This window comes from Aquirufa novilacunae, assembly GCF_045310505.1.
GTDB classification, from domain to species: domain Bacteria; phylum Bacteroidota; class Bacteroidia; order Cytophagales; family Spirosomataceae; genus Aquirufa; species Aquirufa novilacunae.
The window spans coordinates 183,823-203,885 of sequence record NZ_JBEWZG010000002.1 but is presented as its reverse complement, the minus strand read 5'-3'; the positions used below and the strand labels follow the sequence as shown (position 1 = coordinate 203,885).

The 20,063-nt window shown below is 43.8% G+C and carries 23 protein-coding genes; 15 read left to right on the top strand and 8 right to left on the bottom strand.

Annotation, left to right across the window (positions count from 1 at the left end; genetic code table 11):
* The first annotated feature begins 3 nt into the window (after window positions 1–3).
* Both V7S74_RS06080 and V7S74_RS06075 read left to right on the top strand, forming a co-directional pair.
* Entirely contained in the window at window positions 4–951 is a 948-nt protein-coding gene (locus tag V7S74_RS06080) for an L-threonylcarbamoyladenylate synthase (RefSeq protein WP_406777883.1), read from the top strand.
* On the top strand, window positions 948–2,291 hold the full coding sequence (locus V7S74_RS06075) for a dihydroorotase (RefSeq protein WP_406777882.1): 1,344 nt from the start codon (window positions 948–950) through the stop codon (window positions 2,289–2,291). The genes V7S74_RS06080 and V7S74_RS06075 overlap by 4 nt, the downstream gene beginning before the upstream one ends.
* Here V7S74_RS06075 and V7S74_RS06070 read toward each other — a convergent pair.
* Complete coding sequence (locus V7S74_RS06070; RefSeq protein ID WP_406777881.1) at window positions 2,268–2,798, bottom strand: GNAT family N-acetyltransferase; 531 nt, start codon at window positions 2,796–2,798, stop codon at window positions 2,268–2,270. The genes V7S74_RS06075 and V7S74_RS06070 overlap by 24 nt on opposite strands.
* A gap of 76 nt (window positions 2,799–2,874) precedes the next feature.
* Between V7S74_RS06070 and V7S74_RS06065 the strand changes: the two genes are divergently transcribed.
* Complete coding sequence (locus V7S74_RS06065) at window positions 2,875–3,513, top strand: DUF4386 domain-containing protein (RefSeq protein ID WP_406777880.1); 639 nt, start codon at window positions 2,875–2,877, stop codon at window positions 3,511–3,513.
* Here V7S74_RS06065 and V7S74_RS06060 read toward each other — a convergent pair.
* Window positions 3,487–4,290 (bottom strand): glycerophosphodiester phosphodiesterase family protein, encoded by an 804-nt coding sequence (locus tag V7S74_RS06060; protein ID WP_406777879.1) that lies wholly within the window; start codon window positions 4,288–4,290, stop codon window positions 3,487–3,489. The two genes, V7S74_RS06065 and V7S74_RS06060, sit on opposite strands and share 27 nt — an antisense overlap.
* A gap of 3 nt (window positions 4,291–4,293) precedes the next feature.
* Complete coding sequence (locus V7S74_RS06055) at window positions 4,294–4,836, bottom strand: hypothetical protein (RefSeq protein WP_406777878.1); 543 nt, start codon at window positions 4,834–4,836, stop codon at window positions 4,294–4,296.
* 259 nt (window positions 4,837–5,095) lie between these two features.
* Between V7S74_RS06055 and V7S74_RS06050 the strand changes: the two genes are divergently transcribed.
* From V7S74_RS06050 to V7S74_RS06015, 8 genes are all read left to right on the top strand, one after another.
* The gene (locus V7S74_RS06050; protein ID WP_406777877.1) at window positions 5,096–5,341 is read left to right on the top strand and encodes a hypothetical protein; all 246 of its coding nucleotides are present in this window, start codon (window positions 5,096–5,098) and stop codon (window positions 5,339–5,341) included.
* A gap of 59 nt (window positions 5,342–5,400) precedes the next feature.
* On the top strand, window positions 5,401–6,186 hold the full coding sequence (locus V7S74_RS06045; protein WP_406777876.1) for a PhzF family phenazine biosynthesis protein: 786 nt from the start codon (window positions 5,401–5,403) through the stop codon (window positions 6,184–6,186).
* A 75-nt stretch (window positions 6,187–6,261) separates the two neighbouring features.
* Window positions 6,262–6,426 (top strand): hypothetical protein, encoded by a 165-nt coding sequence (locus V7S74_RS06040; RefSeq protein ID WP_406777875.1) that lies wholly within the window; start codon window positions 6,262–6,264, stop codon window positions 6,424–6,426.
* Window positions 6,419–7,018, top strand: coding sequence for a zeta toxin family protein (locus tag V7S74_RS06035; protein ID WP_406777874.1), 600 nt, complete (start codon window positions 6,419–6,421; stop codon window positions 7,016–7,018). The genes V7S74_RS06040 and V7S74_RS06035 overlap by 8 nt, the downstream gene beginning before the upstream one ends.
* A 232-nt stretch (window positions 7,019–7,250) precedes the next feature.
* Entirely contained in the window at window positions 7,251–7,766 is a 516-nt protein-coding gene (locus tag V7S74_RS06030; protein ID WP_406777873.1) for a DinB family protein, read from the top strand.
* A gap of 52 nt (window positions 7,767–7,818) precedes the next feature.
* Window positions 7,819–7,956: a DUF2256 domain-containing protein gene (locus V7S74_RS06025; protein ID WP_252624661.1), complete on the top strand. Its 138-nt coding sequence runs from the start codon at window positions 7,819–7,821 to the stop codon at window positions 7,954–7,956.
* A complete protein-coding gene (locus tag V7S74_RS06020) occupies window positions 7,931–8,224 on the top strand; it encodes a TIGR03643 family protein (protein ID WP_406777872.1) in 294 nt (97 codons plus the stop codon). Before V7S74_RS06025 ends, V7S74_RS06020 begins: the two co-directional genes overlap by 26 nt.
* Window positions 8,224–9,300: an FAD-binding domain-containing protein gene (locus V7S74_RS06015; RefSeq protein WP_406777871.1), complete on the top strand. Its 1,077-nt coding sequence runs from the start codon at window positions 8,224–8,226 to the stop codon at window positions 9,298–9,300. The genes V7S74_RS06020 and V7S74_RS06015 overlap by 1 nt, the downstream gene beginning before the upstream one ends.
* Here the strand turns inward: V7S74_RS06015 and V7S74_RS06010 are convergent.
* Together V7S74_RS06010 and V7S74_RS06005 are read right to left on the bottom strand one after the other, a co-directional pair.
* The gene (locus V7S74_RS06010; RefSeq protein ID WP_406777870.1) at window positions 9,280–10,719 is read right to left on the bottom strand and encodes a cryptochrome/photolyase family protein; all 1,440 of its coding nucleotides are present in this window, start codon (window positions 10,717–10,719) and stop codon (window positions 9,280–9,282) included. The two genes, V7S74_RS06015 and V7S74_RS06010, sit on opposite strands and share 21 nt — an antisense overlap.
* The gene (locus V7S74_RS06005) at window positions 10,716–12,179 is read right to left on the bottom strand and encodes a cryptochrome/deoxyribodipyrimidine photo-lyase family protein (RefSeq protein WP_406777869.1); all 1,464 of its coding nucleotides are present in this window, start codon (window positions 12,177–12,179) and stop codon (window positions 10,716–10,718) included. Before V7S74_RS06005 ends, V7S74_RS06010 begins: the two co-directional genes overlap by 4 nt.
* An 82-nt stretch (window positions 12,180–12,261) precedes the next feature.
* Between V7S74_RS06005 and V7S74_RS06000 the strand changes: the two genes are divergently transcribed.
* On the top strand, window positions 12,262–12,894 hold the full coding sequence (locus V7S74_RS06000) for a hypothetical protein (protein ID WP_406777868.1): 633 nt from the start codon (window positions 12,262–12,264) through the stop codon (window positions 12,892–12,894).
* Here the strand turns inward: V7S74_RS06000 and V7S74_RS05995 are convergent.
* Together V7S74_RS05995 and V7S74_RS05990 are read right to left on the bottom strand one after the other, a co-directional pair.
* A complete protein-coding gene (locus tag V7S74_RS05995) occupies window positions 12,889–13,377 on the bottom strand; it encodes a DUF4442 domain-containing protein (RefSeq protein WP_406777867.1) in 489 nt (162 codons plus the stop codon). The genes V7S74_RS06000 and V7S74_RS05995 overlap by 6 nt on opposite strands.
* 57 nt (window positions 13,378–13,434) lie before the next feature.
* A complete protein-coding gene (locus tag V7S74_RS05990) occupies window positions 13,435–15,441 on the bottom strand; it encodes a glycoside hydrolase family 3 protein (protein ID WP_406777866.1) in 2,007 nt (668 codons plus the stop codon).
* A 53-nt stretch (window positions 15,442–15,494) separates the two neighbouring features.
* Here V7S74_RS05990 and V7S74_RS05985 point away from each other — a divergent pair, with 53 nt between their 5' ends.
* Entirely contained in the window at window positions 15,495–16,142 is a 648-nt protein-coding gene (locus V7S74_RS05985) for a DUF1801 domain-containing protein (protein ID WP_406777865.1), read from the top strand.
* A gap of 59 nt (window positions 16,143–16,201) precedes the next feature.
* Window positions 16,202–16,693 (top strand): 2TM domain-containing protein, encoded by a 492-nt coding sequence (locus V7S74_RS05980; RefSeq protein WP_406777864.1) that lies wholly within the window; start codon window positions 16,202–16,204, stop codon window positions 16,691–16,693.
* Between the two features lie 45 nt (window positions 16,694–16,738).
* Here the strand turns inward: V7S74_RS05980 and katG are convergent, their stop codons facing one another.
* Window positions 16,739–18,883 (bottom strand): catalase/peroxidase HPI, encoded by a 2,145-nt coding sequence (gene katG / locus V7S74_RS05975; RefSeq protein WP_406778255.1) that lies wholly within the window; start codon window positions 18,881–18,883, stop codon window positions 16,739–16,741.
* A gap of 281 nt (window positions 18,884–19,164) precedes the next feature.
* Between katG and V7S74_RS05970 the strand changes: the two genes are divergently transcribed.
* The gene (locus V7S74_RS05970; protein WP_406777863.1) at window positions 19,165–20,055 is read left to right on the top strand and encodes a LysR substrate-binding domain-containing protein; all 891 of its coding nucleotides are present in this window, start codon (window positions 19,165–19,167) and stop codon (window positions 20,053–20,055) included.
* Window positions 20,056–20,063: the final 8 nt, after the last annotated feature.

Below are 20,063 nucleotides of genomic sequence, written 5' to 3'. Positions count from 1 at the left end.
ACGATGATTACGACTGATTTAAATTTAATAAAACAACAGTTAGAACAAGGCGATGTCGTCGGAATACCGACCGAAACGGTCTATGGTTTAGCCGCTAATATCTTTAATGAGCAGGCGATCTCGACCATTTTTTCGACGAAGAAAAGACCCCAGACGAATCCGCTCATTGTGCATGTACATTCCTTAGAAAAAGCAAAAGAAGTGGCCGCGCATTTTCCGCCCAAAGCGGAGCAATTGGCGGCATATTTTTGGCCTGGCCCCTTGACCTTAATTTTACCTAAAAGCCCACTCATTTCCGATAGCATTACCGCGCATCAACCCACGGTGGCTATCAGAATACCTAACCACCCGATAACCCTACACTTATTACAAACGCTAGACTTTCCCATCGCAGCGCCTAGTGCAAATCCGTATAACCGAATTAGCCCTACTCGTTCTTCTCATGTGGAAGCATATTTCCCTGATATTGCCATTTTAGAAGGGGGAAATTGCGAGGCGGGAGTAGAATCCACTATCCTCTCGTTCGAAGGGGATGAGGTAGTTTTATTGCGACACGGTGCTATTTCGATCGAAGCGATTCAACAAAAAGTAGGCCGTATTTTAGACCGTACGGCGGGCACAGACCACCAAGCACCGGGTCGATCAAAAAAGCATTATTCCCCTTTATGCGAATTAATTATCAGCTATGAACCACTCTTTATGTTGAGTGCTGTACAGGAAAAGAAGGTGGGAATTTTATGGTTTAAGGAGGTGAAAATTGCGAGCCCTAAAGTGTTCAAAAACGTCGTTTTGTCTCCTTCGGGGACCTATGAGGAAGCGACAGCTAACATGTACGACGCCTTACATAAGTTAGAAAAAGATGGCGTGGATTTAATTATTGTAGAACGTCTGCCAAACGAAGGTTTGGGAAGAACCGTTAATGATCGATTTGAAAGAGCCTCAGCTAAATGAAAAAGATACTACTTGTAAATGCTAAAATTGTCAATGAGGGAACCTCGTTCGCCTCAGATGTTTTGATTCACCAGGGCAGAATTGAAAAAATAGGTCCGCATATTACTTCATCCAATGCGGACATTATCGACCTAAATGGGAATTACCTCCTCCCTGGAATGATCGACGACCAGGTACACTTTAGGGATCCGGGATTGACCTACAAGGGAGATATTTCCTCTGAATCAAAAGCGGCCATCGCGGGCGGCGTGACCTCCATTATGGACATGCCTAATACTGTCCCCAATACCTTAAGCAGAGAATTATTAGAACAGAAATACCAATCCGCCGCCTTGCATTCAAGCGCAAACTACTCCTTCTTCATGGGAGTGACCGCCGCTAATTTAGAAGAGGCATTACGGGTGGATAACGAAACGGTTTGCGGAATCACGGATGATGGATTGTACTTTAATGGGCAGGAAATTTTAGCGAATAATCCGGAATATTTAGAAAAACTCTTCTCTCGTGCGGAGACCTTGGTGGCTTTACACAGCGAGGATGAATCCATTATTCATCGTAACTACCAGCATTATTTCCACGAGAAGGAAGGTAAAATTCCGTTGTCTTATCATGCCAAAATCAGAAACGCGGAGGCCTGTGTAACCGCCACTAAACGGGTGCTTGCTATTCAATCGAAATACCATAACCGCTTGCATTTTTTTCACATTTCAACGGGAGCCGAAGCGCAGTTATTTTCTGCCTCCCCATCCATCAGAGAAAAGCGCGTGACAGCAGAAGCGTGTATCCATCACCTTTGGTTTAATGAGTCAGATTATGAGAAGCGAGGAGGCTACATTAAATGGAATCCGTCTATAAAATCCGAGGAAGATAGACGCCAGTTAATCGAGGCATTAAAAGAAGGCCGTTTGGATATTATTGCCTCAGACCACGCTCCACACAGCAAAGAAGAGAAAATCGGAACTTATGATGAAGTAAAATCAGGTGCTCCTGTCGTGCAACATACCTTGCCACTTCTATTTAAATTAGCCTCTCGTGGAGAATTATCCGTGGAACAAATCGTCGAGAAAACCAGTCATCACGTGGCTGAGATTTACCGCCTAAAAGAAAGGGGATATATCAGGGAAGGATACTTTGCAGACCTCGTCGAAGTTGCTCCACATTCGCCTTTTGAGGTAACGGAAAACTCCCTGTTATACAAGTGTGGATGGGCGCCAGTCGTGGGGGAAAAACTAAGCGCAAAAGTGAAGCGCACGTTTGTGAATGGGAATCTACTTTACCAGGATGGAGAATTTGTTTCAGATGAGAAGGGAGCACGATTACTTTTCGAGAAGATTCGGTAAACTAAGTTTCATCAAAATATCCGTCTGCTCATCATCGCCTAGTTGGAAAATGTGTTGATCAAATTTCACGAAACCCTGCTTCTCATAGAAGCGAATCGCACGTGGATTATGTTCCCAAACGCCTAGCCAGATATAGGCGGCTTTTCGTTCGTGCGCGATGGACAATGCTTTTTGATATAGCGCCAAGCCCACCTCTTTTCCATGGAATTCCTTCAGCAAATAGATTCGCTCAATTTCTAGTGCATCTGGATCCTGTTGTTCGCTTTGTGCATTACCCATGTTCACTTTCAAATACCCCAGTACTCTACCATCCATTTCCGCGAAGTAAAACTGGGAATTCTTATTTGCTAGTTCTTTTGTTAGTTTTTCATGTGAAAAACCTTCTGCAAGGTAACGCGCTAAATTCTCCTCTGAATTCCCCTCTGCGAAAGTTTCCACAAAGGTTTTCCTGCCTATCGTTTGCAAAGCAGGTAAATCATGGACTGAAATTTGTCGGATATGGATCATTGTTTTCAAAGATAGCAGACTTGCCGCTTAAATAATAACGCGTCATTTTAAAATAAGAAATACCGAAATTTATCTCATGAATCAATCCCGCAAAACCTCCCTCGCAGCCGGTATCCTCTACTTGCTCACGTTCATTTCGATCCCGACGCTGTCGTTGTATCATGAAATTCACCAGCCTACTTTTATTCAAAGTACGGCCCCCACTTCAGATGTGGTCATCGGTGGGATATTAGAATTGCTGATGGCTTTGTTTTGCATTGGGACTGCGATTGTTTTGTATCCGGTATTGAAGAAGCAAAATGAAACCTTGGCTTTGGGTTTTGTGGCGGCTCGTGTATTAGAAGCGGCGTTGATTTTTGCTGGAGTTGCGGCGTTGTTAACCGTTTTGCAACTGCGGACGTTCGGGGCGGAGGCTTCGGTGATGAGTCGTGGTTTGGTGATGCTCTATGATCGCTTGTTTTTGATAAGCCAAAGTTTCATCCCTGCCATCAATGGCCTTCTTTTAGGTATACTTTTATACCAAAGTCGTTTAGTTCCCCGCCTTCTCCCTATCATCGGAATCATCGGGGCGTTTACCTTAGTGGCAGGAGATTTGGCTGTGCTTTTTGGCCTATATGATCAACGTGCTCCTGAAATTGCGATTACGGTTATCCCCATCGCTTTGTGGGAATTTTCGCTAGGAGTTTACTTAGTGGGGAAGGGTTTCAAGCACTAATTTAGGCTTGTCCGTTTGAATCAAATCTACCCCTAATTTAGCGGCCTTCTTGTAGTTAGTTTCGGTATCTAACGGACCAAGTAAATCGGTGAATACACGAATGTTTTTGGAATGTATTTCATCTACCATTTCTTGGGTTAAACTTAAAAAAGAAGCGTCGAAAGCGGCGGGATGAAGGGACGCTATTTTAGTTTGAATTTCTTCTTTATTACGAAGGCTTGGCATTAATCGCGCTTGGGGAAATACCTGTTTTAACGAAAGCAAGAAGGAATCATTTCCATAAAAATAGGATTCATTTGCGAGTTTGTATTTTTCTAGCGTTTCCACTAATGGGGCAGGAGCAACGTCCTTACAATCCACATAAATATAAGTTTTCTTTTTATGCCAAATATTCCATCGCGAAATCAATTGACACACCTCCTTCAATGTCGGAATTCTTTCCTTATTAAATTCGATAAAACCTTTTCCTGCGGATAATTCTCTTAGCTCAACAATGCGTTTGTTTTTCAGAGGCCCTTCTCCGTTCGTAGTTCTATTTAGAGTAGCGTCATGCAGAATGACGAGTTTCCCATCCAGTGTTGTGCGCACGTCGATTTCAACATAATCAACACCTACTTTTAAGGCATCTTTATAGGCCGCTAATGTATTCTCAGGCGCCTGTCCTGTATTTCCGCGGTGTGCAGAAATCAGGATGGGTGCAGGAGAATTGGTTTGCTGTGCTTGAACCTGAAAGGCACATACACAAACAAGAAATTGCAGTACTAAAAATCGTTTCAAAAATTACTTAGTAAAGTCGGTATACGAATCAGAATTTGCTTTTGTTCTTAATTCTAATTTTGGATTAGTTAAGGCGAAATCATCTAAATTTTCAATGTTGCGATTACCTATTGTTATTCGAATGTAATTTTTACCTGGCATCAATTGTGCAGGGCTCAATAAAAAACTAAGTTTCGCACTATTTTGACCAACAGGAGAGTTAACGACTAAATCACTTAATCCCCTCACTTTGAAAAAATAGAATTTAGCAGATTGATTTACCACGGGGAAGTAAATGTTAGCCTGAACCGTTTTACCATTTACAATAACTTCTGGTAAGTCGAATGGATTCAAATGATGTGCATCCATGCTTACTTGAGCAAAAGCGGCCTCCATTTTTGCATCATAGGTAAAGGTAAGCAATCGAGATACTGCCGTCTTAGGGTTGTCACCTAAACGAATCGTATCAGCCTCGTTTGTAAGTTGAATCGTTGCGTATTGTGCGTTTGCATTCGAGTGAATAAGTACAGCAAAACATACGCTTAAGAATAGAACAATTTTTTTCATTTGATTATTTAATTAGTTAAGCAAGCAAGTACCTATAAATCAGCCACAAGAGAGTTACCGAATTGTTAAATATTGCACATGTAGTACAGACTTAATGGGGCTCATTTTTGTCAAAAAAAGCCTTCAATTTGGCTAATTTCGAAGGGTAATTTTTTGGTCTTTTTTTAACAGAAATTAGCCAATTCCTTAACTATTTGATTAAATGTTAAGCGGGTATTTCTGTTATTTTTGATTAGATAAACACCTAAACAATCTGATTATGGAAATGCCCTTAAATCTCACTGAAGGCCAAAAAGAGCTAGTAAAAGCTGTTTTCGAATCGTATTCGACAAAAGTAAAATCCATTTTTGATGTGGATTATTACATTGATCAAATTTTCGAGACTTGTATTTTCCAATCGGAGGAATTTGACCTTTCTAATGACAACATTTCTGGCGATTTAGCGGTTTGCTATTTCAACTTGATTTATGATTATTTAGATCTCGTTTACGAAGAAGTAGCCTAAGCTCATTTTTGCTGAAAATTCGTAACTTGTCCTCTTCAACTATTACGATTTTCGCGCAAATGCAAATTCCTATTTTCCAAGTCGACGCCTTCTGTAATCAATTATTCAAAGGCAACCCCGCCGCCGTTTGTCCTTTAACAGAATGGCTGCCGGATGAACTGATGCAAAACATCGCTCAGGAGAATAATTTGGCCGAAACGGCCTTCATTGTTCCTACTAATGAGGGTTACGAAATTCGTTGGTTTACCCCCACCGTGGAAGTGGATTTATGTGGACACGCTACCTTAGCGAGTGCGCATGTGGTGTTTCACGAACTAGGCTACTCGGGAGATTTCGTCCATTTTCATTCACCTAGAAGCGGCCTGTTAACGGTGACAAAAAGAGGGGCCGAATTCGTTCTGGATTTCCCTAGTGATACGATTTCGCAAATCGATGTAGAACCCATTCATAGTTCTGGACTTTCCAAAGCCCCTCGCGCCGTTTACAAAGGCAAAACGGATTACTTGTTCGTCTATGATGCTGAGGCAGATATCCGAGCGCTACAACCCGATTTTGAAGCTTTAAAAATTCACCCGGTTCGTGGGATCATTGTGACGGCTCCGGGTGAAAAGGTGGATTTTGTTTCTCGGTTTTTTGGCCCAGCTTGTGGAGTGAATGAGGACCCAGTGACGGGATCAGCCCATACCACTTTGACGCCCTTTTGGTCTTCGGTTTTAGGAAAAACCACTTTGTCCGCTCTTCAATTATCCCAAAGATCCGGCTCACTGACATGTACCTTGAAAGGCAATCGCGTGGAAATTGCCGGAGAAAGTGTGTTATATTTGCGTGGCGAGATTAACGTGTAATTAGTTAATTATCAGGATATTGGATTTTAATACCGAAATTATAGTGTAATTTTGTGATTCAATAATACTTCAATTATGAAAGATTTCTCCAATACAGAAAAACGTGTTGCTTTTTTTCAAAAGCAGTTGGAGAAAGCAATGCCAGCAGTTAGACAGCAAATAAAAGTCTATGAATCTCATGTTAAATCAGGTACTACAAATAAATCCCCATTAGTAGCACCTCAATTTAAACATGCATAAACCTCGCTTGCTAGTCATCGCAGGATGTAACGGCTCTGGCAAATCTTCTTTTTCTCGATCTTTAGTTCCCTCGGATTCGATTATTCCATTTGATTATGATTTTCATTTCTTAAGTCGCTATAAGTCCTTATTAGAAATTGATATCAAGGAACAAATGGCGCACAATTTGGCATCTTCAGATTTGACAACTGAAATAGAAGAAGCCTGGGAATTGGGAAAAGATTTTGCTTTTGAAACTAATTTCGATAATGAACCTATGTTTTGGCCCGACCAATTTAAAGCCAAAGGGTATGAGATTTTTTTGATTTTTATTTGCTTGGAGTCAATAGACTTAGCGAATAAACGGGTGGCCATTAGGGTAGAAAATGGGGGACATTTTGTTCCTAATTTTGAAGTAGAGCGTAGGTATAATGCAGGATTTAAGAATTTGAACAGGGTCTATTCTCAATTCGATTTCGTAGATATATTGGAGGGCTCAGCTCATGGAAAAGTGCCAAAGCACATTGCATCCATTGAAAATGGTAAAGTTGTCTACTTAACCTTGGAAGATGAATATCTACATAACCTTATCCCTAAGATAATTATTACCTAGACCGCATATCAACATTTACTTAGCAAAGTGTGCTATATTTGCCGATAGAATTAACGTATAATTTGTCAGATGAAGAATAGTCCTAAGTCCAAATCAGGAGGAATATTTGCCGGTCGAAAAACCGTGAATGAGCTTCGAAAAAACGATAAAATTATTCCCAAAAGTCCGTTTAAAAGTAATTTGGTAAAAACAGTCAATAAACGCGTAAACAATCCCTATAAATTATAACGAAATGAAAAAACTATTTACCTTCTTCGCCATGCTAGCGATGGCCACTAGCTTAACAGCACAAACTCCTAAAGAGAATATTTTAAAAGACTGGGAGCGCGCTCGTGCTTATACGAAGGAATATTTAGATGCGATGCCTGAATCAGGATATGCGTTAAAACCGACGAAAGAAATGCGTTCGTTTGCAGGCCAAATGCTTCACATCGCTGACGCTAATTATGGTATCGTAGGAACCGCTACGGAAGTTGCGCCTACGGTAAAAGATTTGGAAAAATCGAACGATGTTGTGAAAGTGAGCGTAACGGAGAAAGTATTAGCGTCGTATGATTTTGCGATTAATGCGATTAAAAATTACCCGGATGCGAAATGGGCAGAGATGATAAAATTATTCAATCGCTTCGACGTAACGCGTGGCCAAGTGATTGATAAGGCATTCGAGCACCAAACACACCACCGCGGTCAAACTACGGTTTACATTCGTATGGCAGGCGCGACTCCTCCAGCAGAGAAGTTGTTCTAGTCGAAACATTTTTAGATGAAAAGGGTTTGTCTTCATAGGCAAGCCCTTTTTTATGCAAGGCGTTAAGAAACAACATTTACCTTCCAAAACCTGTCCCGTATGCAACCGCCCCTTCGCCTGGCGCAAGAAATGGGAGAAGAATTGGGATCAAATCATCTACTGTGGTGAAAAGTGCAGACGTAGCAAATAAGTTTACTGACGAGGATATCGACCGCATCATCCAAATGGCGTGGGAAGATCGCACGCCTTTTGAGGCGATTGAATTTCAGTTTGGGCTGAAAGAAAAAGAGGTCATCGAATTCATGCGATTGAATAGCAAGGAGTCGAGCTTCCGCATGTGGCGCAAGCGCATGACGGGTCGCGGAACGAAACATTTGCAAAAGCGCGTTGCGGTAGATCCCCGTTTTAAATGCACCCTGCAGCGTAGCATCAGTATGAATAAAATCAGCAAACGCTAGTGGAATTTCCGACGACACTTGAAGCCGTTTATGCTCGAATCGATACATTCGATCCCGCACATTATGCCCGCTCCCGTAATTTTCTGAACGGTGGTGTATCCTACCTTTCTCCCTATTTATCCCGCGGATTTATCACCGTTCCACAAGTCGTAGCTCGGCTAAAAGACCGTGGAATTGGCATGGAACAGGCCGAAAAATTCATACAAGAATTAGCTTGGCGCGAGTTTTATACGCGTACCTGGTTTCAAAAAGGGGATGGAATTTTTACAGACATTCGTCATCCGCAAGAGGGAGTGCTGAACAGCGGAATTCCAGAAGCGGTGTTATCTTCGGAGACCGGGATTCGGTCGTTGGACACCTTCTTGGCCACATTTCCGCAACGCGGTTATTTACATAATCACCTGCGTATGTATTTGGCGGCCATCACCTGCAATGTGGGAAAATACCATTGGTCAGAACCTGCGGCCTGGTTGTACTACCATTTATTAGACGGCGATTTAGCGAGTAATGCCTTGAGCTGGCAATGGTGCGCGGGCACTTTTAGCAATAAGCTATATTATGTGAACCAAGAAAACATCAATAAATACACGGGCAGCAGGCAACAGGGCACTTTTTTAGATTGTACCTACGAGGAATTGCCTTTGCTTCAGGTGCCAGAGGAATTAAGAAAATCAGCGAAGGCCGAGCTTCTTTTCACACCACCCGTGACGAAAGCACTCGAGATTCAGGAAGATATTCCCACCTTCGTGTATACTCATTATACCCTAGATCCTACGTTTCACGAAGGCGAGGAAGGTAATCGAATTTTGGTCTTAGAGCCGAGTCATTTCGAGAAGCATCCGATGTCTCCACGGACAATGGAGTTTATCTTTTCCCTCGCTGAAAACATACCTAGAATTCAGATCTATTATGGGGAATATTCGGATTTACGCGTGCGAGGAATTTTCCGTGACCACCCCATTAATGCTCATTTTCAAGGGGTGCGCGAAGCACATCCGACGTTAGCTCCAGGATTAGTTGGCGAGTTCAATAGCTTCTTTTCTTATTGGAATAAATTAAGCAAAAAGTTGAGTTAGGAATACTTCAGCGTTGTTTAAATGTGTTTGCTTTTTTTCCAAAGGCATCTTGTCCCAGGTACTGATCAGCATCGCCCAACGCGGATTTTTGCGGAATGTCTCCCGTTGTTTATCTAAGAATCGCCAAAACAAACCATCCCAAATCTCCTGCCATTCGCCCTTCGGGTAGTCACTCATTTTCAAGATGTAATTGGATCCGCAGATATAGGGTTTCGTTGTCATCAATCCACCATCGCTAAATTGCGACATGCCGTAGACGTTAGGTACCATTACCCAATCGTAGGCGTCGATGTACATTTCCATGAACCAGCGATAAACAGCGTCGGGTTTTATTTCACACAATAACATGAAATTCCCCAGTACCATCAAGCGTTCGATGTGGTGATTATAACCCGTTTTTAAGAGCTTACGAATCGTCTGATCGATGGGTTCTAATCCTGTCGTTCCGTCATAAAAGGCAGCCGGCATCTCATTCGTGAAGCCCCAGTAATTCGTGGTACGTTGCTGCACGCTTATTTTGCGATACAGCAATTGGACAAATTCGCGCCAGCCTATAATTTGGCGAATAAAGCCTTCCACGCTGTTTAATGGGCCATGGCATGTGGCGACACGTGCCACAACATCAGCAGGATTAAGTAATCCCACATTAATCAACGGACTTAAAATACTATGAAACAAGGTCTTCTCCTGTGCTTTAATCGCGTCTTCGTAATCACCAAACAAGTGCATCCGTTCCCTTAAAAACAATTCCAATGCAGCTTGCGCTTCCGCATGTGTCACGGGATAATAAGCCCCGGAAAAGGGCATGTCACTAGACCCAAGGTTATCTGGGAAATGCTGTGAAACATAGGCGACCGCTTCGCTAATGTATGCGTTCGGAACGGCCTCTGGAAAAGGAGCTGGAATGACCGTATTCTTGGGAATTTTCTTTCTGTTTTCGGAGTCGTAGGTCCATTGTCCTCCCGCCGGTTTGCCATCTTCTTCTAGCAAGATGCCACGGTCTTTGCGCTGCTGGGTATAGAAGGCTGTTTGGTAATAGGGCTTGCGATTTCCTAATAAGGCGGTGTCCGTATTTAGGAAATTAGGACTAGGTAAAAAACGAACGCTGCCAGACTTACGCAAGCGTCGCTCTAACAAATAATCATTCGGATCGAACAGGGTAATTTCATCCTTTATAGATGCCGCTAATGCCACTTCTGCAGAACGGGAATCGTGTGAATCTATATACTCTATGACTTTTCCTGCCTCACGAAGGCGATCCGCAAAAGCGCGCATGCTAGCTCGGTGGAAAATCAGTTTCTGTTTGTGAAAGGCATATTGCTTAAAAAACAAATGGGATTCGACGAGGTAGAAAACGTCTGCCTCCTGAGTCAAAGTCTCCTCGAAAAGTTGGTGGGGAAATATTAGGAATGTGCTCATTTGTTCACGTGTTTTTGGAGGATACGACTACTCTCTTTTCTGGCCGTGCGTGTTTTACGCATCGCCCAAACTTGATCCGACGCCGTCTTGCGCGTCGCGCTTAAATCAACCACTGGGGCAGGATAATCCACGCCAATTTTAACCCTATACAAAGTCTGTTCCATGTCGCTTAGTTTCCATGGTTCATGGATCAAGGTGGCTGGAACACCCGCTAATTCTGGGACCCATTTTTTGATGAAAACGCCATCCGGGTCGTGTGCATAGGAATTTTTCACTGGGTTATAAATGCGGATGGTATTAATGCCCGTCACACCGGCTTGCATCTGGATTTGGGGATAATGAATACCGGGTTCGTAGTCGAGAAATTGCCGTGCTAAAAAGTGCGCTAAATCCCGCCAATCTTGCCACAGGTTAAACACAAAAAACGACACGACCATCGCTCGCATTCTAAAATTCAAATAGCCAGTTGCCACGACACAACGCATGCAAGCATCCACTAAAGGCACACCCGTTTTTCCTGTTTGCCAGGCTTCGATTAATGCAGGGTCCCGCGGTTTTTCCAAACCTTGGTAAGCCTTATTTACCGGTTCAAATTCCATGCGCGATTCATCTTCGAACTTTTGTATAAAGTGACTTTGCCAATGCAGTCTCGAAACGAAATTTTGAAGAGAACGCTTGTTTCGAGCCGTTTTATAATGCTGCATCGTAAACGTGTGCGCCATCCGCATGCTGATATTTCCGTAGGCTAAGTAGGGAGAAATTCGACTGCAAGCCTTGCGACTTGCTTCTGGTTTGCTGATCAATGAACTATACCCCACATGTCGTGTTTCAATGAAACTTTTCAAGTATTTCCAGCCCCAATATTCTCCGCCTTCTTGGAAGATGGGATTGCGTGTCTTAAAAGACGATGGCAATTCAGGGCCCTTGTGAGCCGCATAAAAATCAGCAGGCAAAGTCAGTAAATTCCAATCATCCTCTCGTTGAAAAAAGGGTTCGCTGCGCATCGTTGCTTCCCAACGTTGCTGCCAGGTTTTTCGGGATTTCAAGCGGCGGATAACCCCGTTCGTCGGGGTCTCTTTCCAGGTAATTCCTGAACTCACGCAGAACGCCGCCACGTCCTTATCCCGCTGAAAACTGAGCCCATTCCCTATTTCTTCGTGGGAATAAAGGGTCTGAATATCGTAGGTGGATGCGAGTGCCTGCAACACAGGGAGCACCTCGGAATGAAATAAATACAGCTGGCCATTTCGGTCCTCCAGCCTGCCCTGCATCTCTACTAAAGACTCATGAATAAAACGCCAATGACGCACATCGCTATCCGGGAAAGCGATGAGGGAGGGCTCGAAAAAATAGATTAAAAGGGTGGGAATTCCAGTGTCCAAAGCCCGATACAAAGGTTCATGATCCGTAAATCGGAGATCACGTTTAAACCAGACAATATTGATCGGGGACTTTGGCATACCATAATAACTTAAAAGGCCATAGGATGTTTTCAGAAAGAAAACACTACCTTTGCACCGCCTTATTATTTAATGTATCAAAATGAAACAATTATTAACCATCTGTCTATTCGTCCTAGCTTCTATTTCGCTTAAAGCCCAAACGGGTAGCATCGAGATGAGTACGGGAGGCTTCTCTTTTATTCCCGCATTCACTTCGAAAGAGCCCAATATCATCATCAACGCGAGCACAAATCCGAAAAGAAGATTAACAGGTGCGATGATGTATATGATGCGTGTGCAAAGCATGACTCCCACGACGGTTGCTCTATTCACGCGTTACCGTTTTATAGATAAGAAATTTAAGGCTACGGCCGGAATTCACATTCCCGCGTTTCAGATGACAGAAGATTATAAAGTAACGAGTTTCTTCGGCCGCGAATTAAGCTTAAGTTATCCGCTTAGCTCGAAATGGAATGTGGGGTCATTTATCTTGAATGGAAATGCTCGGAATACTGATTTTAAAGTGACGCTGGTATCTGGAAACACGAATTACCACCATAAAAAATGGAATTTCTTGTCTCAGGGTTACTACCTATCTGTGGGGGATTTAACCGGCGTTGCAGAAACGATTTCTTATGACATTAATAAACATTTTCAGGCCAAAGCCTTTGGTAATTATACCTTAACGGATGGAAATGTTATCGGAACGGTAGGTCTGAAATATAACCTATAAGGATTTCGCTTTAAAGGTCCAGGTAAAGACAAATTCAGCGACGATTTCGCCTGCCTGATTACGTCCAATTGATGTCACTTGCAATTTTGTACCCTCGGGTTTAGCTAAAGCTTTATTTACTGTATCGCGCAAAGCCTCGCCATCTTCGCAGGTAAAAATAATCACCCCAGTCGCTTTCTTGACGAACTTGGCTTCTAGCTTTTCTACCAACATACTCACGGCTGGTTGGTGTTTATACACCTGCCCAAAAGCCAACATCCCACAACTCATCTCCGCCGCCATCGCCTCAACGGCGAAGTACATCGATCGAAACGGATTCTGATTAAACCACGAAAGCTTAACGCGAACCCCACACGATTTTTCATCGAAGTGCGCTATCGATAATCCTGCCCAGAAAGCGGCGGACAGCTTTTGGAAAACAAAAAATTTAAAGAGCACTGGATTCGTAATGATCCGTTTGAAGGCAGGGAAGTGTGGGTTCATGGTACGCAATTTGCTGAACCAAATATATAAAAAAAGGGGCGATTAAGCCCCCTTCTATTAATAACTCAATCCCAGTCCGAACTGAAACAATCCATATCCCGGACCTTCCATATAACCCGGAACATCCGATTTATTTGCATCTACCGCCGCCTGACTAACCGGAGTCGTGAATGGCATCTTCCCCGTCGGATTATAAGCACCCGTCACGATATCTAATAGGGCATCTTGCGTAGTTCCAAAAGTCGCAATAATGGAAGAAGCCTTCCCCTTATCGATCTCAGAAATCACCCAAGGGTTCGTGTAGTTGATCGCCACAATCGTTGGTTTCGCATTTAAAACCTCATTTACGTGATTCACATCGATGCGATTCGCTGACAAATTCAAATCAATTTTAGACCCTTGTGAGCTGAATAAACCTCCAGTTGAAGGCACTAACCATAATAAAACGACATCTGCTTCTTCTTTTGTCGACACGAATTCTAGGCCTGGGTAGTTTGGTTTCGATACTTTGATCGCCTCGCCTGCGTTACGACCTGATTGGAAATAGGTCTCGAAATACACTTTCGTTTTCTTCGCGATTGGCAAGCGCTTCTCATCGTTTCGCACTAATACGATGGATTTGCGAAGGGCTAAATTAGCCGCATCCACGGCCTCTTTATTGCCTACGATTTTTACCGCCTCCTCTACATTCACGTAAGGATTTTCAAACAAGCCTAATTCGAATTTCTCCTTTAATAATTTCGCCACCGATTGGTTGATGCGCTCTTCAGAAACTAAACCTTTCTTCACCACTTGGATCAAGGTAGTCGGGTCTGCTGCACCAGAGAAGATGTCAACGCCTGCAGTTAAGGCTTTTTGGTAACGCTCCTCAATACTTAATTTTTCCACGCCCCAAGGCATCATTTCAATAGGACCCGTATCTGAATTGATAATTCCTTTGTAACCTAATTTACCTTGTAGGGAATCGCGGATAATCGCCTTGTTAAACGAGAATCCTACCTCTTCGAATTCCTTGCCTTTTGGCGCAGAATAGTAGGGCATAATGGCTGAAGTTCCAGCCGCGATTGCCGCCTTAAATGGCTTCACGTGGTAGGAGAACATATTGCCTGGATAGTGCGCAAACTTACCCCAGTCGAAGTGTGAATCTTGTCCACCCTCTTGCGGGCCACCACCTGGGAAGTGTTTCGTGGTCATCGCCACAGATGAAGACGAAAGTTTCGAACCTTGGAAGCCTAATACGATTTGGGTAATCATGTTAGCCGCTAAGTCAGCATCCTCCCCAAAAGTGCCTTCTACACGACCCCAACGTGGTTCCGTCGCTAAATCCGCCATGTACATATAGCCCTTGCGAAGACCTACGGCACGCCATTCAGCAGAGGCCGTTTCAGCAAATTTGCGGGTTAATGTAAAGTCGCGCATCGCCGCTAAACCTAATTCACCAGGCCATTTAGAGAAAGCCGTTAGGCCCACACTTAAGCCTACCGAAGCATCGGTAGTCACGTGGTTACGTGGATTCGAAGCCACGATCGCTGGGATTCCCAAACGAGTTGATTCACATAATTCTTGTAAGTTGTTCGCCCATTTCGCCATGATCGCAGGTTCTGCACTTGCGCGCAAAATGAAGTGACGTAGGTGAAATTGAGTTACCCCTTTTGTAGTACCTGCCGCCGACATATTCGGCGCCTCTAGCGGCTTGCGGGTGAACATGTTGGTGTTTTGGACTAAATCCTCCTCATTAAATCCTTCCGTAATTTTAGGACGAGGCCCCGTGTTTCCTTGAACGCCATTAGCAAAAACTTGATCTCCACCCATCCGCGTCGTGCTGATAAGCATGAAGCCTATTTTTTCTTCCAAAGTCATCTGCGAAACCAAGTCTTTCGCTCGTTCCGCCACCGGTAAACGCCAGTCCTCGTATTTATCGAGTTTATTATTCTTGTTTAAATCCTTAAAGGATAATTTGCCGATGCGCAAAGTAGGCGCTTTCATCGCCACTAAAACAGGTTGTGTTTGGGCAAATAGAGAGCCAGATGCAAAAAGCAAGGCAAGGAGAACACGTGATTTCATAGGTTTTTTCTTTCTTTGTATAGGAAAGCACATTCGAACCTATTTCTAATCAGATGAAAGACCCTAATGTAGACGAATTCATACAAAGTGCCGACAAGTGGCAAGCGGAGATGGCGTATTTACGCTTCCTCTTACTGGACTGTTTGATGGTCGAAACCTATAAATGGAGAACACCGGTGTATATGGTGGGCAAGAAAAACCTCATTGCCATCTCCAGTTTAAAAGAACATTGTGCTTTGAATTTTTTCAATGGAGCATTGCTTCAGGACGAGGAGGGCTTATTAATTAAACCCGGTGAGCACACGCAATTAGGACGCTGGATGAAGTTTAATTCGGTGGAGCAGATCCAGGAAAAAGAGGATCTCATTAAGGCCTATATTTTAGAAGCAATCGAAGTAGAGAAACTGGGTTTGAAAATGGAGAAGCCATCGGAAATCCCTTATCCAGATGAATTAGTCACCATTTTCGCCGCGAAACCCGCTGTTAAAGCAGCATTTGAAAAATTAACCCGTGGTCGTCAAAGAGCCTACCTCCGCTTTTTTTCAGACGGAAAACAATCCGAAACACGCACGTCGCGCATCGAGAAAAACGAAAAGTACATCCTAAAAGGTATCGGTATCACGGATTGCATTTGTGGCTTGACAAAACGGAAGCCGAGTTGCGATGGATCGCACCGAGCGATTGAGAATTTTAAAAGATGACGCAAAGAAGTCATAAGAAAGGCGTTTGTTGCCCCACTTTTTAAACCCAATTTTGCCCCATGAATTTTGGAGAACAATTAAAGGAAATCCGCACCTCGAAAGGATTAACCCAAAACGAGCTGTCTGACAAGAGCGGCATCGCTTTGCGGACCGTTCAACGTATGGAACGTAACGAAGGGAAACCCAGTTTGTATTCGATGAATGCGATCGGGGAGGCTTTAGGGGTGAATTTGACTTTATTGTATGCTCCAGATGATGAAACTGAAAAACGAAATATCATGGAAAGCACAGACGTACAATTGTGGGCAATCGCGAAGAAACGCGCGAAGTTTAAAAGAGGCCTAGGGGCCTATTCAGTAGTAATCCCCATTTTGTGGGTTATTTGGTTTTTATCCTCTCAGGATAAAGATATTAATCGCATTCCGTGGCCTATTTGGCCGATGTTAGGCTGGGGGCTTGGACTGGGAATTCAATATGTGAATGCTTATGTGATCGAAGTGGGTTCGCTGGAGCAGCGGGAATACGATAAGCTGAAGGGTGGGCAAAAATAAAAGCCAGCCACAAAATGCAGCTGGCTTTTCAAATGTTAACCTTAACTATTTAAAAGTAACGTCGAAACGATCTAGGTTCATCACCTTCGTCCAAGCCGCTACGAAATCCTTCACAAACTTCGTTTGTGCATCCTTCGTTGCATAGACTTCAGCAAGAGCACGTAGCTCTGAGTTCGAACCAAAAATCAAGTCAGCACGCGTTGCCGTCGCAACCACAGCGCCTTTTTCGTTTTTACCTACGTATTCTTCTTTTGCTTCGTCTACTGGCTTCCAGGTAGTTCCCATCTCCAATAAGTTCACAAAGAAGTCGTTCGTTAACGCATCTTTCTTCGTTGTAAATACGCCGTGTTTCGAACCGTTGTAATTCGTGTTTAATACACGCATACCCCCTGTTAACACCGTCATCTCTGGCGCAGTCAAGGTTAATAATTGTGCTTTATCTACGAAGATTTCTTCTGTCGAAAGCGTGTAACGCGTTTTCGTATAGTTACGGAAACCATCGCCCATCGGCTCTAGCAAGTTAAATGAAGCTACATCTGTTTGCTCTTGAGATGCATCCATACGTCCTGGCGTGAATGGAACGGTTGTTTTCACACCTGCATTCGCCGCCGCTTTTTCCACTGCAGCTGAACCACCTAATACGATTAAGTCTGCAATAGAGATTTTTTTCTTACCTGATTTGGCATTAAAATCTTTTTGAATTTTCTCCAAAACAGCCAAAACCCTCTCTAATTGCTTCGGATTGTTTACCTCCCAATTACGTTGTGGCAATAAGCGAATACGAGCTCCGTTTGCACCTCCACGGCGATCAGAATGACGGTAGGTAGAAGCAGAAGCCCAAGCCGTCGAAACTAATTCGCTGATCGATAAACCTGAGTTCAATAAAGTCGTCTTCAAAGCCGCTACGTCTTGCGCATTCACAACCTCGTGATTCAACGCAGGAATTGGATCTTGCCAAAGCAATTGCTCCTTCGGAACCTCTGGTCCTAAATACGTCGAGCTAGGACCCATGTCGCGGTGCGTTAATTTAAACCACGCTTTCGCAAAAGCCTTCGCATACAACTCCGGATTCTCTAAGAAACTACGTGAGATTTTCTCGTAAACGGGATCCGCACGTAAAGCGATATCCGTCGTCAACATCGTAGGTTTGTGGAAGGTATTTTTGTCAAACGCATCCGGGATAATGTTTGCGCTATTTTTCGCAATCCATTGGTTAGCACCCGCTGGGCTTTTCTCTAAGGTCCACTCATTATTGAATAACAAGTGTAAGTAACCGATTCCCCATTGTGTAGGCGTCGAAGTCCACGTCACCTCTAAACCAGACGTGATCGCATCTTTTCCTTTACCCGACTTATAGGTACTCTTCCAGCCTAATCCTTGCTCCTCGATTCCTGCTGCTTCTGGATCTGGACCTACGTTCGTAGCTGGACCTGCACCGTGTGTTTTACCAAAGGTGTGACCTCCCGCGATCAACGCAACTGTCTCCTCATCGTTCATTGCCATACGGCCAAACGTCTCCCGGATATCTTTTGCCGAGGCAATTGGATCTGGCACCCCATTCGGTCCTTCTGGATTCACATAGATTAAACCCATTTGAACCGCAGCTAATGGCGACTCTAATTTACGGTCACCTGAGTAGCGATTTTTATCGTCTAACCATTTCTTCTCTGATCCCCAGTATACGTTTTCTTCTGGTTCCCAAACGTCCGTACGACCACCCGCAAATCCAAAAGTCTTAAAGCCCATTTGCTCTAGCGATACGTTTCCAGTCAAGACCATTAAGTCAGCCCAAGAAATTTTATCACCATACTTTTGCTTGATCGGCCATAACAAACGACGCGCCTTGTCAAGGTTTGTGTTATCTGGCCAGGAATTCAATGGAGAAAAACGTTGTTGGCCTGCTCTTGCACCCCCACGTCCATCACCTGAACGATACGTACCTGCGCTATGCCAAGCCATACGAATGAAAAGTGGGCCATAATTACCAAAGTCGGCCGGCCACCAATCTTGTGATTTCGTCAACACTGCCGCGATGTCTTTTTTCAACGCGAAATAGTCGAGGCTTTTAAATGCTTTGATGTAGTTAAAGTCAGGTCCCATCGGGTTTGACTTCTCTGAATTTTGACGTAGCATACCTACGTTTAATTGGCTAGGCCACCAATCCTTGTTCGTTGTTGCGGAAGGCTTCATTCCCGTGTGTGGGTTGATGCCTGCGTGTGGGTTAGTTCCTGCTGCTGCATGTGGGTTAGCACCGCCTGCCGCGTGTGGATTCGCTGCGTGGGGATTTGCGCCCGCCGCCGCACCGTGTGGATTCGAATAATCCTGCGCTTGGACTGCCGAAGCAGCAAAAAGCGCGCTGATGAAGAGTAGTTTTTTCATGATTCTTGATTTTAGTGGTGCCAAATTAGTGGCAAATTATTTATAGAGAAAACTGAAATTTTCTATATTTGGCATAGACAAAATCTATATCAGTGAATATACAGCAATTAGAATACATACTGGCAGTTGACCAATTTAAAAGCTTCTCCAAAGCAGCTGATTATTGTCATGTTACGCAGGCGACTTTGAGTGCGATGGTGAAAAAGCTCGAGGAGCAGCTGGATATTGTCATTTTCGATAGGAAGGCAAATCCCATCGCGACGACAGAAAATGGGCGAGAAATTTTAGCGCAGGCCTTGCAAGTGGTGGCGCACGCAAATGCGCTACTAGATTCGTCTAAATCCATCAATCGGAAAATTGAAGGCAAGCTAAAATTAGGGGTGATTCCCACGATCGCCAGTTCGTTAATGTCCATCATCTTAAAACCGCTGATGGAAAAATACCCGGCCTTGATTTTTGAAATTCACGAGCAAACTACCTCCCAATTGATGAAAAGTCTGCTTGATGGAAAACTGGATTTAGGGATTTTAAGTACCCCCATCGCCACCTCTGACCTAGAAACGGAACTGCTCTACAAGGAGGAATTAGTCTTGTACGGACACTTTGGGAAGGGCGCCATAAAAAAAGCCGAATTAAACGAGCAGCGCTTATTTTTATTGCAAGATGGGCATTGCCTTCGGGATCAAATCATTCAACTTTGCGAATTGAAGAAGAACAAATTTCTTCCTGGAAATTTGCGTTTTGAGTCGAATACCTTCGATACCCTGTTGAATTTAGTGGACGATTTTCAGGGGATGACCTTTTTGCCCAAACTGTATTCAGCCCAATTATCCGAAGCACGCCAAAAGCGCCTGATTCCCCTCGTAGAAGGCCGAATCGAACGCGAAATCAGTTTATGCTATTATCGGCCTTATGCTAGGTGGAATGTGATTAAGCGATTGAATGCCGATATTCAGGAGCTGGTGAAACTGCATTTAAGCTAAAAAAGCCC